Origin of the sequence: Streptomyces sp. ISL-66, assembly GCF_018614135.1 — a bacterium.
GTDB lineage: Bacteria > Actinomycetota > Actinomycetes > Streptomycetales > Streptomycetaceae > Streptomyces.
In genome coordinates, this window is the sequence record NZ_JAGGOW010000051.1 from 18499 (window position 1) to 33278 (window position 14780).

14 protein-coding genes are annotated in these 14780 nt (G+C 71.2%); 6 read left to right on the plus strand and 8 right to left on the minus strand.

Annotation, left to right across the window (positions count from 1 at the left end):
* Positions 1-143 precede the first annotated feature (143 nt).
* The 3 genes from J7E97_RS11185 (at position 144) to J7E97_RS11195 (ending at position 2124) form a co-directional block, all read left to right on the plus strand.
* Positions 144-1397, plus strand: a complete 1254-nt coding sequence (locus J7E97_RS11185; RefSeq protein ID WP_215025207.1) for a DUF2092 domain-containing protein — start codon at positions 144-146, stop codon at positions 1395-1397.
* Between the two features lie 110 nt (positions 1398-1507).
* Positions 1508-1711: a ribbon-helix-helix domain-containing protein gene (locus tag J7E97_RS11190; RefSeq protein WP_251054256.1), complete on the plus strand. Its 204-nt coding sequence runs from the start codon at positions 1508-1510 to the stop codon at positions 1709-1711.
* Positions 1708-2124 (plus strand): hypothetical protein, encoded by a 417-nt coding sequence (locus J7E97_RS11195; protein WP_251054258.1) that lies wholly within the window; start codon positions 1708-1710, stop codon positions 2122-2124. Before J7E97_RS11190 ends, J7E97_RS11195 begins: the two co-directional genes overlap by 4 nt.
* Before the next feature lie 161 nt (positions 2125-2285).
* On the opposite strand, the gene J7E97_RS11200 is transcribed toward J7E97_RS11195, so the two are convergent.
* The 8 genes from J7E97_RS11200 to J7E97_RS11235 form a co-directional block, all read right to left on the minus strand.
* A complete protein-coding gene (locus J7E97_RS11200) occupies positions 2286-3647 on the minus strand; it encodes a M28 family metallopeptidase (protein WP_215025210.1) in 1362 nt (453 codons plus the stop codon).
* 253 nt (positions 3648-3900) lie between these two features.
* Positions 3901-4872 (minus strand): EamA family transporter RarD, encoded by a 972-nt coding sequence (gene rarD / locus J7E97_RS11205; RefSeq protein ID WP_215025213.1) that lies wholly within the window; start codon positions 4870-4872, stop codon positions 3901-3903.
* 205 nt (positions 4873-5077) lie between these two features.
* Entirely contained in the window at positions 5078-5938 is an 861-nt protein-coding gene (locus tag J7E97_RS11210; protein WP_215025216.1) for an SDR family oxidoreductase, read from the minus strand.
* Positions 5939-6100: 162 nt separating this feature from the next.
* Complete coding sequence (locus J7E97_RS11215; protein WP_215025219.1) at positions 6101-7168, minus strand: 2-oxoacid:ferredoxin oxidoreductase subunit beta; 1068 nt, start codon at positions 7166-7168, stop codon at positions 6101-6103.
* Positions 7161-9143 carry a 2-oxoacid:acceptor oxidoreductase subunit alpha gene (locus J7E97_RS11220; RefSeq protein ID WP_215025222.1) on the minus strand — a complete coding sequence of 661 codons (1983 nt, stop codon included), beginning with the start codon at positions 9141-9143 and terminating at the stop codon, positions 7161-7163. Before J7E97_RS11220 ends, J7E97_RS11215 begins: the two co-directional genes overlap by 8 nt.
* A 144-nt stretch (positions 9144-9287) precedes the next feature.
* The gene (locus J7E97_RS11225; protein ID WP_215025246.1) at positions 9288-9947 is read right to left on the minus strand and encodes a response regulator transcription factor; all 660 of its coding nucleotides are present in this window, start codon (positions 9945-9947) and stop codon (positions 9288-9290) included.
* A 333-nt stretch (positions 9948-10280) separates the two neighbouring features.
* Positions 10281-11597: a sensor histidine kinase gene (locus J7E97_RS11230; protein ID WP_215025225.1), complete on the minus strand. Its 1317-nt coding sequence runs from the start codon at positions 11595-11597 to the stop codon at positions 10281-10283.
* Between the two features lie 247 nt (positions 11598-11844).
* On the minus strand, positions 11845-13035 hold the full coding sequence (locus tag J7E97_RS11235) for a sensor histidine kinase (RefSeq protein ID WP_215025228.1): 1191 nt from the start codon (positions 13033-13035) through the stop codon (positions 11845-11847).
* Positions 13036-13191: 156 nt separating this feature from the next.
* Between J7E97_RS11235 and J7E97_RS11240 the strand changes: the two genes are divergently transcribed.
* The 3 genes from J7E97_RS11240 to J7E97_RS11250 all read left to right on the plus strand — a co-directional run.
* Positions 13192-13599, plus strand: a complete 408-nt coding sequence (locus J7E97_RS11240; protein WP_215025232.1) for an NADH-quinone oxidoreductase subunit A — start codon at positions 13192-13194, stop codon at positions 13597-13599.
* A complete protein-coding gene (locus J7E97_RS11245) occupies positions 13590-14174 on the plus strand; it encodes an NADH-quinone oxidoreductase subunit B (protein WP_215025235.1) in 585 nt (194 codons plus the stop codon). The genes J7E97_RS11240 and J7E97_RS11245 overlap by 10 nt, the downstream gene beginning before the upstream one ends.
* Positions 14171-14780, plus strand: a 610-nt coding sequence (locus J7E97_RS11250; protein ID WP_215025238.1) for an NADH-quinone oxidoreductase subunit C, incomplete at its 3' end; no start/stop codon positions are given. The genes J7E97_RS11245 and J7E97_RS11250, both read left to right, overlap by 4 nt.

Sequence of the window (14780 nt, forward strand, 5' to 3'; positions counted from 1 at the left end):
ACCCCCTCTTCTTTGGTCAGATAGAGGCACATCCCCACCAGATCGGGTGAGAGTGGCGGCGCGGGGTGGACGTGGTCGTGCATGTTGACTGCATGCAAGACGGGTAGGTCGCCGCCGTACACACAGAGGTAGGGCAGACATACATGGCAACGAACGCAAAGACCCGCAAGGCCGCTCGGTACGCCGTACCGGTCGCGGTGTTCGGTGTGGTCGCCGGCACGATCGCGATGGTTCCGGCCTTCGCGAACGCCGGTGGCCCCGACCTGCCGCAGGTGACGGCCCAGCAGCTCATCGAGAAGATCGCGGCCTCGGACGTCGAGCAGCTGTCCGGTAGCGCCAAGATCAGCACGGACCTGGGACTGCCGTCCCTGCCGGCCGGCCTGCTCGGCGGCGGCTCGGGCGTCACGGGCGGCTCCGCCGACCCGCAGGACAAGCTCACGCAGCTGGCCTCCGGCACGCACACCTTCCGGGTGGCCGCCGACGGACCGGACCGCCAGAAGCTGACCTTCGTCGACGGCAAGGACGAGTACACGCTCGTCCACAACGGCGCCGACGTCTGGGGATACGACTCCAAGTCGAAGGAGGCCTTCCACGAGAAGGACCCGGCCGGCGCGGGCAAGGGCTCCGAGCGCAAGACCGGCGAGCGGCTCGGCGCCAGTCCGCAGGAGATCGCCCAGGAGGTCCTGAAGGCCGCCGGTACGACCACGGACGTCAGCGTCGGCGACACGGCCCAGGTGGCCGGGCGCGACGCCTACCAGCTGGTCCTCAAGCCGAAGGGCACCGGTTCCACGGTCTCCTCGGTGAAGATCGCGGTGGACGCCAAGAACGGCGTGCCGCTGCGCGTGCAGCTGCTCTCCACGGACGGCGGCAAGCCCATCGTGGACGCCGGCTTCACCAAGGTGGACTTCGCCAAGCCCGCCGCCGACACCTTCGCCTTCACCCCGCCCAAGGACGCCAAGGTGAGCGAGGGCACGGGCGGTGGGCACGGCCCGGGCGCGGACAAGGGCAAGGGCGACGGTGGCGTCCCGGGTGAGGACGGGGACAAGGGCCTGGGCGCCCTGGGCTCCATCCCGGGTCTGGACGGACTGGTCGGCGGCGCCGAGGCCGGCAAGGGCGACATGAAGGTCCTCGGCGAGGGCTGGACCTCGATCGCCCGGATCGAGACCGGCTCGGCCAACGGGCTGAAGGACCTCGAAGGCGCGGCGAAGGACAAGAACGCGCCCAAGCAGGCCCAGCAGTTCCTCGACTCGATCGGGGAGAAGGTCTCCGGGAAGTTCGGCGAGGGCCGCGTCCTCAAGACCCGCGTGGTCAACGCGCTGATCACGGACGACGGCAAGGTCTACGTCGGCGCGGTCACCAAGGACGCGCTGGTGAAGGCGGCCGACGCGAACAAGTAGGGCGCCACCGCGCCACGGGAACGCCACAAGGGTGGGCAGGGACTGTGTCCCTGCCCACCCTTGTGCCGTTCCCGCCCTGGGTACAGCAAGGCCGCTGTACCGTGAAAAGCATGTCGAGACACGTCACCATCCGCCTGGACGAGGAGTTCCACGAGCGCCTGAAAGCGCGCGCGGCGGCGCTGGGGACGACGGTCACCGCGCTGATCACCGAAGTCACCGAACGCGAGCTCGACGAGGACCGGAAGAACTTCCTCTCCGGCATCGAAGAGTTCGCCGACCACTGGGCCTACTTCCAGGAGCGGTTCGGCCATTGAAGATCACTATGGAGTGGGCCTGGACCGCCCTGGCCCACCATCTCCCGTCCGATCCCGCCGTGTGGGATCCCTCCGGAGTGGCCGCCGCCGTGGCCCGTCACCAGAACGACCTCGTCCTGGTCCCCGAGCAGCCCGCCCCGGACACCGCGTGGCGGGCCGCCGCGTTTCTGCACACCCTGGCGGTGTGCCCGGCGCTGGAATCCCCGATGAACGAGTTCTACGCCGCCGCCGCGACCCGCTCCTACCTGCGCGTCGCCGGGGCGAAGCAGCTGCCCTCGCCGGAGGAGCTCGGAGATCTCGTGGAGGCCGCGAAGCTGGGGCGCGCCGACGTCGCGGCGGTCGCGCAGGAGCTGCGGGCCCGGATGCGGGAGCCGCTGCCCGCCTCGCTGCGCGGCGGCGCGCAGGAGGCGTAGCCGTGTCCGGCGTGCGGGACGCGTAGCCGTGTCACAGCCGCTGCCGGCCCCCTGGACGCGGGACCGGCAGCGGCTGCGGATACGGCGATCTGCCTTCTCGGCCGGAAGGGCCGGGGCGGGAAGGGCCGGGGCTAGAAGGGTCGGGGCTACAAGTGTCGGGGCTAGAAGGTGATCTTCCAGCTGTTGATGTAGCCGACGTCCTGCGCCGCCACGTCCTTGACCTGGAGCTTCCACACCCCGTTGGCCACCTCGCTCGACGCGTTGACCGTGTACGAGGTGACGAGGTTGTCGGCGGAGTCCGAGCTGGAGTTCTTCAGCCGGTACGCCGTCCCGTCCGGGGCGATCAGGTCGATCACCAGGTCACCGCGGTAGGTGTGGACGATGTTCACGTCGACCTTGGTGGTGGCCGGCGCGTTGCCCGCGACGCCCGAGACGGTGACCGGCGAGGTCACCGCGGCGGCGGGGGAGTCCGGGATGGTGACGTCCGCGGTGTTCTCGAAGGACGGGCCGGGCGGGACCGGGGTGGACGCCCCGAGGTTCCAGATCGCGTAGGCGATGGCGTCCGAGTTGCGGTCCAGGGCGGTGTCGTTGATGTTCGCCGAGGTGTCGCACGAGGCGTGGTAACAGCGGTCGAAGGCCTGACCGGAGGTGCCGCCCCACTTCTGGGCCTGGGCCGCCGTCTTGGTGTAGTCGGCGCCCGAGAACAGGCCGCCGACCGGGACGCCCGCGTTCTTGAACGGCGCGTGGTCGGAGCGGCCGTCGCCCTCGGTCTCGATCTCGGTGGCGACGCCGATGCCCGCGTAGTAGTTCTTGAAGGTCTGCTCGATGGTCGGGTCGTCGTCGTAGACGAAGTAGCCCGGGTTCGGCGAGCCGATCATGTCGAAGTTCAGGTAGCCGGAGATCTTCGACTTCTCGGTGGCCGGCAGGTTGTTCACGTAGTACTTCGAGCCGATCATGCCCAGCTCTTCCGCGCCCCACCAGCCGAAGCGCAGGTGCTTCGTCGGCTGGAGCTGCGCGCGGGAGACGGCCAGCGCGGTCTCCAGGATGGCGGCGGAACCGGACCCGTTGTCGTTGATGCCGGGGCCGGCGTTCACCGAGTCCAGGTGCGAGCCCGACATCAGGACCGAGTTCGGGTCCCCGCCGGGCCAGTCGGCTATCAGGTTGTAGCCGGTCGCACCGCTGGAGGTGAAGGTCTGCAGCGTCGTCGTGAAGCCCGCGGCGTCGAGCTTGGCCTTCACGTAGTCGATCGAAGCCTTGTAGCCGGCCTTGCCGTGGGCGCGGTTGCCGCCGTTGGCGGTGGCTATGGACTGCAGCTGCGTCAGGTGCGCCTTGACGTTGGCGACCGGTATGTCGGGCGGCGTCGGCGCCGCGGTGACCGCGCCGACCGCGCCGACCGCGGTGAGCGCGGTGGGCACGTCGACCGGGCTGGGCGCGGCGAGCGCGGAGGGGGCGGTGGCGGCGAACAGGCCGGCGACCGCGACGGCGGTCACGGCGGCGAGGCGCCGGGAGACGGACAGGCTCATGTGGGGGCTCCGGGATTCCGTACTGGGGATGTGTGCGGAACGTGCGGTGAAATACAGGTGAGCGTCGTGCGTCAGTGCGAGCCTGATGTTCAGCGAGAGCGTGACGCTCCGTCAAGACCACAATTCGGTCAGCCCTGTTCGGAATTCGGACACGCCCGTCCCCGGCCCCGGGGCGGCGCCGGACATGCCGACGGGCGCGTCCGGGGACGCGCCCGTCAGTGTCGGTAGTCGGCGGTTGGTGGTCCGAGCGGTGTTACGCGCTCTCGCGCGCCGGGGTCGGCACCGGGACCGGGAGCGGCGCCGGGAGCGGCGCCGGCAGGGCTTCGAGCCGCAGGGCGCGGGTGCGGCGGGCGGTGCGCAGGGCGTCCCAGGTGAGGATCGAGAGGGCGGCCCAGACCAGGGAGAAGCCGGCCCAGCGCGCGGGCGGCATGGCCTCGTGGAAGTACAGGACGCCGAGCGAGAACTGGAAGACCGGGGCCATGTACTGGAGCAGCCCGAGCGTGGACAGCGGGACCCGGATCGCGGCCGCGCCGAAGAAGACCAGCGGGACCGCGGTGACCAGGCCGGTCGAGGCCAGCAGGGCGGAGTGTCCCAGCCCCTGGGCGGTGAAGGTGGACTGGCCCCGTGCGCCGAGCCAGAGCAGGTAGCCGAGGGCGGGCAGGAACAGGATCACGGTCTCGGCGGCCAGCGACTCCAGGCCGCCCATGTTGAGCTTCTTCTTGACCAGCCCGTAGGTGGCGAAGGAGAAGGCCAGCACCAGCGAGATCCACGGCGGCCGCCCGTACCCGACGGCGAGCACCAGCACGGCGGTGACGCCGATGCCGACCGCCACCCACTGCACGCGCCGCAGCCGCTCGCCGAGGAGCAGTACGCCGAGCGCGATGGTGACCAGGGGGTTGATGAAGTAGCCCAGGCTCGCCTCGACGACCGCGCCGTTGTTGACGGACCAGATGTACAGGCCCCAGTTCACCGTGATCACGGCGGCGGCCAGCGCCGTCAGCGCGAGCTTGCGCGGCTGGCGCACCAGCTCCAGCACCCAGCCCCAGCGGCGCAGGGCGAGCAGCGCCAGCCCGACCACGGCCAGGGACCACACCATGCGGTGGGCGAGGATCTCGATGGCTCCGGAGGGCTGGAGGAGCGGCCAGAAGAGGGGCACGAGGCCCCACATCCCGTAAGCGCCGAATCCGTAGAGCAGACCCGTGCGCTGCTCGTTCTCTGCCTTCACGGGACCTCCAGTGCGCTTCAAGCCAACGTCAAGACGGTAGCGCCGTAAGAGCGGGAAGTCATCACCGTCACAACGAGATGCTCATGACACCCCATGCCGCCCCATGACACCCATGACGCCCCTGTCGCCGGAGGTGGCGGCAGGGGCGTCGGTGTCGTACGAGGCCACGAGGGCTGTCGCGAGAGCTCGCGAGCGGCCGTATCCGTCAGGCGGCGGCCAGCGCGCCCGCGATCGCCTCGGCCATCGGGGTCGTCGGCCGGCCGATGAGGCGGGACAGGTCCCCGCCGGTCGAGCCCAGCCGGCCGCGCCGGATCGCCGCGTCCACGTCGACGAACACCGCGGCGAAGCCCTCGGGGAGCCCGGCGCCCACCAGGACCGCCTGGTGCTCCTCGGCCGGCAGCTCGGCGTACGCGACCTCGCGCCCGGCCTGCGCCGACAGCTCGGCGGCGTACTCCGCCAGGGTCCACGCCGCGTCCCCGGAGAGCTCGTAGGCCCGGTTCAGGTGGCCCTCGCCGGTCAGCACCACGGCCGCGGCGGCCGCGTAGTCGGCGCGGGCGGCCGAGGCGACGCGGCCCTCGCCCGCGCTGCCCACGAGGATGCCGCGCTCCAGGTGGGAGGCCAGGTCGCGGGTGTAGTTCTCGTGGTACCAGCCGTTGCGCAGGAAGGTGTACGGGAGTCCGGAGTCGAGGATCGCCTGCTCGGTGGCCCGGTGCTCCGCGGCCAGCTCGAAGTCGGCCTCGGGGCCGCCGAGGATCCCGGTGTAGGCGAGCTGGGCCACCCCGGCCCCGACGGCGGCCTTGATCACGGCGGTGTGCTGGTCGATCCGGCGGCCGATCTCGTTGCCGGAGATCAGCAGCACCCGGTCGCCCTCCCGGAAGGCGCGGGCCAGGCTCGCGGGGTCGTCGTAGTCGGCGACGCGCACCTCGACGCCCTGCGCGGCGAGGTCGGAGGCCTTGGCGGCGTCGCGGGCGACCGCGGCGATCCGGTCGGCGGGGACGCGGGTCAGCAGGTCCGCGACGACGAGGCGGCCGAGGGCTCCGGTGGCGCCGGTGACGACGATGCTCATGGGGATCTCCTTCGTAGGGCCTCGGGAGGTCGGGGCCGTTCCTGTGCACCACCCTACGGTAAGCGCTAACTTTTGGAAAGTAAGCACGTGAGGGGCGTCCCGACATGCCGGAGCCCGGACCTCCAGAAGAGATCCGGGCTCCCAGGGGATCGCGGGCGAGCCTCAGCCGACGACGGTCCAGGTGTCGTTCCCGCTCAGCAGCGCGCCCAGGTCGCCCTTGCCGCTGCGATCCATGGCCGTCTCCAGCTGCTCGGCCATGAGCGTGTCGTAGACGGGCCGTGCCACGTCGCGGAACACCCCGATGGGCGTCTGGTGCAGCGTGTCGGGGTCGGCCAGCCGAGACAGCGCGAACGCGTTGGTCGGGGATGCCGAGGAGGCGTCGTGGACCAGGACCCGCGACTCGTTCTCGGCGGTCACGGTCACGACCTCCAGGTCACCGGTGGCCGCGTTGCGGACGACGCCCTTGGCGTTGTCCGTGCCGAAGCGGATCGGCTGCCCCTGCTCCAGCCGGATCACGGCGTTCTGGGCCTGCTCGTGGTCCTTGAGGACCTCGAAGGCGCCGTCGTTGAAGATGTTGCAGTTCTGGTAGATCTCCACCAGCGCCGTGCCCTGGTGGTCGGCGGCCGCGCGCAGCACCTCGGTGAGGTGCTTGCGGTCGGAGTCCACCGTGCGGGCCACGAAGGAGGCCTCCGCGCCGATCGCCAGAGACACCGGGTTGAAGGGCGCGTCCAGCGAGCCCATCGGCGTCGACTTGGTGATCTTGCCGATCTCGGAGGTGGGCGAGTACTGCCCCTTGGTCAGCCCGTAGATCCGGTTGTTGAACAGCAGGATCTTGAGGTTGACGTTCCGCCGCAGGGCGTGGATCAGGTGGTTCCCGCCGATGGAGAGGGCGTCGCCGTCACCGGTGACCACCCATACCGACAGGTCGCGGCGCGAGGTGGCCAGGCCGGTCGCGATGGCCGGGGCGCGGCCGTGGATCGAGTGCATCCCGTAGGTGTTCATGTAGTACGGGAAGCGGGAGGAGCAGCCGATGCCCGAGACGAAGACGATGTTCTCCTTCGCCAGCCCCAGTTCGGGCATGAAGCCCTGGACGGCCGCGAGCACCGCGTAGTCGCCGCAGCCGGGGCACCAGCGGACCTCCTGGTCCGACTTGAAGTCCTTCATCGACTGCTTGGCGGCGGCCTTCGGCACCAGCGAGAGCAGGGTCCGGGCTCCGGTCAGCTCAGTCATTGACGGCCTCCTTGAGATGCGTGGCGAGCTGCTCGGCCTTGAACGGCATGCCGTTGACCTGGTTGTACGACCGTGCGTCGACCAGGTACTTCGCCCTCAGGAGGGTCGCGAGCTGCCCGAGGTTCATCTCCGGCACCACTACCTTGTCGTAACGCTTCAGGACCTCGCCCAGATTCCTCGGGAAGGGGTTGAGGTGGCGCAGATGGGCCTGTGCGATGGGGACCCCGGCGAGCCGCAGCCGGCGTACGGCGGCCGTGATCGGCCCGTACGTCGATCCCCAGCCGATGACCAGGGTGCGCGCGCCGTCCGGGTCGTCGACCTCCAGGTCCGGGACCTCGATGCCGTCGATCTTGGCCTGGCGGGTGCGCACCATGAACTCGTGGTTGGCCGGGTCGTACGAGATGTTGCCCGTGCCGTCCTGCTTCTCGATGCCGCCGATGCGGTGCTCCAGCCCCGGCGTGCCGGGGACCGCCCAGGGCCGGGCCAGGGTCCGCGCGTCGCGCTTGTACGGCCAGAAGACCTCGGTGCCGTCCGCGAGCTCGTGGTTGGGACCGGCGGCGAACTGGACCGTCAGGTCCGGGAGGTCCGCCACGTCCGGGATCCGCCACGGCTCGGAGCCGTTGGCGAGGTACCCGTCGGAGAGCAGGAACACCGGAGTCCGGTAGGTCAGCGCGATCCGGGCCGCGTCGAGCGCGGCGTCGAAGCAGTCCGCCGGGGTGCGCGGGGCCACGATCGGGACCGGGGCCTCGCCGTTGCGCCCGTACATGGCCTGGAGCAGATCGGCCTGCTCCGTCTTGGTCGGCAGCCCCGTGGACGGGCCGCCGCGCTGGATGTCCACGATCAGCAGCGGCAGCTCCAGGGAGACCGCGAGCCCGATCGTCTCGGACTTGAGCGCGACGCCCGGGCCGGAGGTGGTGGTCACGGCGAGCGCGCCGCCGAAGGCCGCGCCCAGGGCCGCGCCGATTCCGGCGATCTCGTCCTCGGCCTGGAAGGTGCGCACGCCGAAGTTCTTGTGCCGGCTCAGCTCGTGCAGGATGTCCGAGGCCGGGGTGATCGGGTACGAGCCCAGGTAGAGCGGCAGATCGGCCTGCTGACCCGCCGCGATCAGCCCGTAGGACAGGGCGAGGTTCCCGGAGATGTTGCGGTAGGTGCCCGGCGGGAAGGCGCGGGTGGCCGGGGCCACCTCGTAGGACACGGCGAAGTCCTCGGTGGTCTCGCCGAAGTTCCAGCCGGCCCGGAAGGCGGCCACGTTCGCCTCGGCGATCTGCGGCTTCTTCGCGAACTTCTGCCGCAGGAAGGTCTCGGTGCCCTCGGTCGGCCGGTGGTACATCCAGGACAGGAGGCCCAGCGCGAACATGTTCTTGCTGCGCTCGGCCTCCTTGCGGGGGAGCCCGAAGTCCTTCAGCGCCTCGAGGGTGAGCGTGGTCAGCGGCACCGGGTGGAGGTTGTAGGCGTCCAGGGAGCCGTCTTCCAGCGGGGAGGTCTCGTAGCCGACCTTCGCCATCGGACGCTTGGTGAACTCGTCGGTGTTGACGATGATCTCCGCGCCGCGCGGCACGTCCCCGATGTTGGCCTTCAGCGCCGCCGGATTCATCGCCACCAGGACGTTCGGCGCGTCGCCCGGCGTCAGGATGTCGTGGTCCGCGAAGTGCAGCTGGAAGCTCGACACACCGGGGAGGGTGCCGGCGGGCGCCCGGATCTCGGCGGGGAAGTTCGGCAGCGTCGAAAGGTCGTTCCCGAAGGACGCCGTCTCCGAGGTGAAACGGTCGCCCGTGAGCTGCATGCCGTCGCCCGAGTCACCCGCGAAGCGAATGATCACCCGATCGAGCCGGCGCACTTCCTTGCCGGCCCCGCGGCCGGGACTCTCGGTGTTCGGATCGTCGCTGTTCGGGCCCGGGGGCGTCCGCTGCTCGCCGACGACCGCGCCTTCGGTCCCGTCGGAATGCTCGGCTGGGCTACTGACCTGGCTGGTCACTGAACTGGACCTCCTTCGAGGCGTGAGCACTGCCCAAGGTCCACCCTACGACCGTAGGGACCGCTTCCCCGGGGTACTCAGGTTCTGGACCGCCCTCTCGGCGGTCTGTCCGAATCCGGCCTTGCCTGACAGAGTGTCAGTCGATCAAGACCTTAGATAGGTGAGGACGGCCAGCACACGCCGGTGATCCCCGTCACTCGGCGACAGGCCGAGCTTCATGAAGATGTTGCTGACGTGCTTCTCCACCGCGCCGTCGCTCACCACCAGCTGCTTGGCCACGGCCGAATTGGTCCGGCCCTCGGCCATCAGCCCGAGCACCTCGCGCTCGCGCGGGGTCAGACCCGCCAGCACGTCCTGCTTGCGGCTGCGCCCGAGCAGCTGCGCCACGACCTCCGGGTCCAGGGCGGTACCGCCCCGGGCCACGCGCACGACGGCGTCCAGGAACTCCCGTACGTCCGCCACGCGGTCCTTGAGCAGGTACCCCACCCCGGTGCTGGAACCGGCCAGCAGTTCGGTGGCGTACTGCTCCTCCACGTACTGGGACAGCACGAGCACCCCTATGCCGGGGTAGTCGCGCCGCAGCCGCACCGCGGCCCGTACGCCCTCGTCGGTGTGCGTCGGCGGCATCCGCACGTCCGCCACCACCACGTCCGGCAGTGCCCCCTCCGCCGCCAGGTCCCCCACGGTCTTGATCAGGGCCTCCGCGTCCCCGACGCCCGCAACGACGTCATGCCCCCGGTCGGTCAGCAACCGGGTCAGGCCCTCGCGCAGCAGCACTGAATCCTCGGCGATGACGACCCGCACCCTGTTTTCCACGACTTCGCAGCTCCCACGTCCACTCGCGTCCGTACCCCTGACACAGCCAAGCATCCCAGCCTTAAGCCGGGATCAAGGCGGAGTGGGATCGACGGCCGGCCGCGGGAACGGTGCTTTCGGGGTGGAAGGGAGCACTCCGCCGGGCGGGGGCGAACGGCAGGGCTTCCGCCCCGCCCAGGAGGGTCGAACGGCGCGGTCCGGGAGCGGGTCCGGTGCCGTGGCCGGTGCCGTGGCCGTGGCCGGGAAGGCGTGCGGGGCATCGGCCGGGAAGGCGCGCGGAGCATCGCGCCCAGCCCCCCGGTGACCTTCCCGGCCGCAGCGCTAGGCCGTCCGCCAGGGCAGCTCGGCGGTCACGGTGGTCCCGCTCCCCACGGGGGAGTCCACGACCAGCACCCCGTCCACGGCGTCGAGCCGCTCGGCCAGCCCGGCCAGCCCCGATCCGGTCGGCGCATCGGCCGAGGCGCCGCCCCGGCCGTCGTCCGAGACCTGGATCAGCAGCCGCCCGCCGGACTTCCACACGTCCACCGCGGCCGTACGGGCCCCCGCGTGCTTGCTGACGTTCTGCAGCAGCTCCGAGACGGTGAAGTACGCGATCCCCTCGATCGCCGCCGCGGGCCGCGCGGGCAGCTCCACGGCCACCCGCACCGGCACGGCGCACCGCGAGGCCACCGAGGACAGGGCCGCGTCCAGCCCGCGGTCGGTCAGCACCGCCGGGTGGATTCCGCGGGCCAGATCGCGCAGCTCCCGCAGGGCGATCTTCACCTCGCCGTGCGCCTCGTCCACCATCCGGGCGGCCGCCCGCGGGTCCTCGGCCAGCTTCTCCTTCGCGAGCCCCAGGTCCATGGCCAGGGACACCAGCCGGGCCTGGGCCCCGTCGTGCAGGTCCCGCTCGATGCGCCGCAGGTCGGCGGCGGCCGTGTCCACCATGACGCCCCGGTCGGACTCAAGCTCGCTGACCCGGTGCGCGAGCCGGGACGGGCCGAGCAGCCCGCAGACCAGCACGCGGTCGACGGTGGTCAGGGCGCGGACGACCCACGGAGTGGCGAGGGTGAGGCCGAGCCCCACGACGGCCGTGAGCCCGATCGCGAGGGGCGAATCCAGGTAGAAGGTGTAGTGGTCCCCGTTCTGGAAGAGCTGGAGGCCGGGCTGGTCGGTATAAGCGGGGAAAACCCAGAACCACAGCGGGTACAGCAGCATGGACCAGCCGCAGGCCCACAGGACGAGGGCGACGCAGAAGCCGAACACCGCCCACGGGAAGTGGATCACCGAATAGAGCGCGTGCCGCCAGGCGCTGCCGCTCTTCAGCAGCGCTCCCGTGCGGGGAAGGACCCCGGGCTTCTTCGCCCGGACCGGCTCCGGCTCGGCGATGTCGTGGCGCAGCATCCCGCGGACCCGGGCCCGCTCGACGCGCCCGAAGCCCCGGCACATGGCGAGCACCCCGGCGAGGACCGGGACGCCGAGGAAAGTGACGAGCAGCCCGGCGCCGAGGCTGACGCCGGTGACGGCGAGCGAGAAGTAGAGGGTGCTGAGCGGGAGCCCGAGCAGCAGGTACCCGAGCTCCCGCCACGCGCGCCCCTCCACGGGCGCCCGCAGCGCCCGCCCGATCCCACTACCGCTCCGTACGCTGCCGCCATCCATGATCCCGACCCGCCCTTCCGTTCACGTTGTCACCCCACCCTCCCGCCACCACCCGCCCCGGAACCATCCGGCACGTGGGCCTTTCCCCCCGGGGGTTATCCCCCGTACGGAGCCTGCCGCCACGGCTCGGCAGCCGGAGCCGGTCCGGCTACGACGCCCCGCGTCCGCGCCCCGGCTCCGCAGCCGGAGGCGGCCCGGCTACGACGCCCCGCGTCCGCGCCACGCTCCGCGGCCGGAGCCGGTCCCGCTACGACGCCCCGCGGCCGCGCCACGGCAGCTCCGCCGTCACCGTCGTGCCGCCGCCCGCGGGGGAGTCCACCACCAGCACCCCGTCCACCGCGCCGAGCCGCTCCCCGAGCCCCGCCAGTCCCGACCCGGCCAGGGCGGACGCTCCGCCCCGCCCGTCGTCCGACACCCGGATCAGCAGCCGCTGGTCCGACCGCCACACCTCGACCGACGCCCCCCGCGCCTGCGGACCCGCGTGCTTGCTCACGTTCTGCAGGAGCTCCGACACCACGAAGTACGCGATCCCCTCGATCGCCTCCGCCGGCCGCGCCGACAGGTCGACCGACACCTTCACGGGAACCAGGCACCGCGAAGCCACCGACGACAGCGCCGCGTCCAGCCCCCGGTCGGTCAGTACCGCCGGGTGGATGCCCCGCGCCAGGTCCCTGAGTTCCTGGAGCGCCAGCTTCACCTCGCCGTGCGCCTCGTCGACCATCGCCGCCGCCCCCTCGGGGTCCTCCAGCAGCTTCTCCTTCGCCAGGCCCAGCCCCATCGCCAGCGCCACCAGCCGCGCCTGCGCCCCGTCGTGCAGGTCCCGTTCGATCCTGCGCAGGTCCGCCGCCGCGGTGTCGACGACCACCCCGCGGTCCGATTCCAGCTCCGCGATCCGCCGCTCCAGCCCGTCGGACGGCGACAGCAGGCCCCGTACCATCGCCCGGTCCACGTTCGCGAGCCCGCGCGCCACCCACGGCAGCACCGGCCACAGCACGAACAGCCCGGTCAGTGCCACACTGAAAGTGAGCACCGCCCACGGCAGCCGGACCAGCTCGTACAGCACGGCCCGCCACGCCACCGGGTCCTTGAGGCTCGCCCACAGCCAGGGGAAGAACCCGCCGGACCGCCGCGGCCCCGGCATCGGGGTCGGCTCGTCGACCCGTACGCCCAGGAGCAGCCGCGCCCGCGCCCGTTCGACCCGTCCCAACTGGCGGGACAGGAACAGACCGCACGCGAACAGCGGAAGCCCGATCGCGGTCACCGACAGGCCGCCCGCCATCGACACCATGACGGTCGTATAGACGAATCCGATGAGGGACAGGGGGAAATTGGTGAGCAAATAGACGATTTCCCTCCACGTCACGGCATCGAAAGCGGCGCGTACGGGAGGGGGAGTGCCGTAGTCGGGGTCGTCGGGGAGGTGATCGCTCGCGGTCATGCGTCCCACCCTGTCAAGCGCGAGCGTCCGGTGCCATGGTGCGGCCAGGCCGAGGTAAACGGGGGATAACCCCACCCCGCCGGGACCAGGCCCTAGACTCCCGTCCGTACCAGATCACCCTGATCACCGACATTGGCCGAGGAACGAGGAACGGACGTGCCCGAACCAACGGTATCGACCGTGTCCGTGCTCGCCGCGGACTACTTCCGTACGTATTCGGTCGTCGGCCTCCTGGCCGCGCTCGGTGTGCTGTTCGTGGCGGTGGCGTTCGGCGCCGGCCGCCTGCTGCGCCCCGTCGTCCCGACCCGCGAGAAACTGCTGACGTACGAGTGCGGCGTGGACCCGGTCGGCGAGGGCTGGGCGCACACCCAGGTCCGCTACTACGTCTACGCGTTCCTCTACGTCATCTTCGCCGTCGACTCGATCTTCCTCTTCCCGTGGGCGACGGTCTTCGCCGCCGCCGGTTACGGCGCCACGACGCTGGTGGAGATGTTCGTCTTCCTCGGCTTCCTGGCCGTCGGCCTGCTCTACGCGTACAAGAAGGGCGTCCTCGAATGGACGTGACACAGGAGCCGCAGCTCCTTCCCGAACCGATGAAGCTGGGAGTCCTCTCCCGCCTCGCGCCCGAGCCCATGAAAGTGGTCCTCAACTGGGGACGCCGCTACAGCCTGTGGGTCTTCAACTTCGGTCTCGCCTGCTGCGCGATCGAGTTCATCGCCGCCTCGATGGCCCGGCACGACTTCATCCGGCTCGGCGTCATCCCCTTCGCGCCCGGCCCGCGCCAAGCGGACCTCATGATCGTCTCCGGCACGGTGACGGACAAGATGGCCCCGGCCGTCAAGCGGTTGTACGAGCAGATGCCCGAGCCGAAGTACGTCATCTCCTTCGGCGCCTGCTCCAACTGCGGCGGCCCGTACTGGGACTCGTACTCGGTGACCAAGGGCGTCGACCAGATCATCCCGGTCGACGTCTACGTCCCCGGCTGCCCGCCCCGCCCCGAAGCGCTGCTCCAGGGCATCCTCAAGCTCCAGGAGAAGATCGCCCGCGAGTCGCTGGCCGAGCGCTACGCGACCCCGTCGGTCTCCCAGCTCACCAGCGGCCTGGTCACCGCCCCGCCCGCCCCCGGGACGGACGCGTGAACCTCTACGACTCCCTCCCGGACGCGGCGGGCACGATCTTCGGCGCGGAGGCCGTGGCCTCCTTCTCGTACTCGCTGCTCACCGTCGACGTCCCCACCGCGAGCTGGATCCCCGCGCTGGAGATCGCCCGGGACAAGCTGGGCTGCACCTACTTCGACTGGCTGAGCGCGGTGGACGAGCCGGGCACCGGCTTCCGGGTCTGCGCCCACGTGGTGTCGCTGGAGAACCACCGCGTACGCCGCCTCCTGCTGCGGACCACCGTCCCGCACACGGCCCCCTCCCTGCCATCGGCCGTCGCGGTCTACGCCGGTACGGAATGGCACGAGCGCGAGACCTTCGAGATGTTCGGCATCATCTTCACGGACCACCCGAACCTGGTCCCGCTGCTCCTCCCCGAGAACTTCGAAGGCCACCCGCTGCGCAAAGATTTCGTCCTCGCGGCGCGCGTGGCCAAGGCCTGGCCGGGCGCGAAGGAGCCCGGCGAGGCCCATGACCCGGACGCCCCGAAGCGCCGCCAGATGCTCCCGCCGGGCGTCCCCGACCCCAACGACTGGGGCCCGATGAAGGGCCAGCTCCCGCCGGCCCCCGCCCGCCCCGCCCGCACCC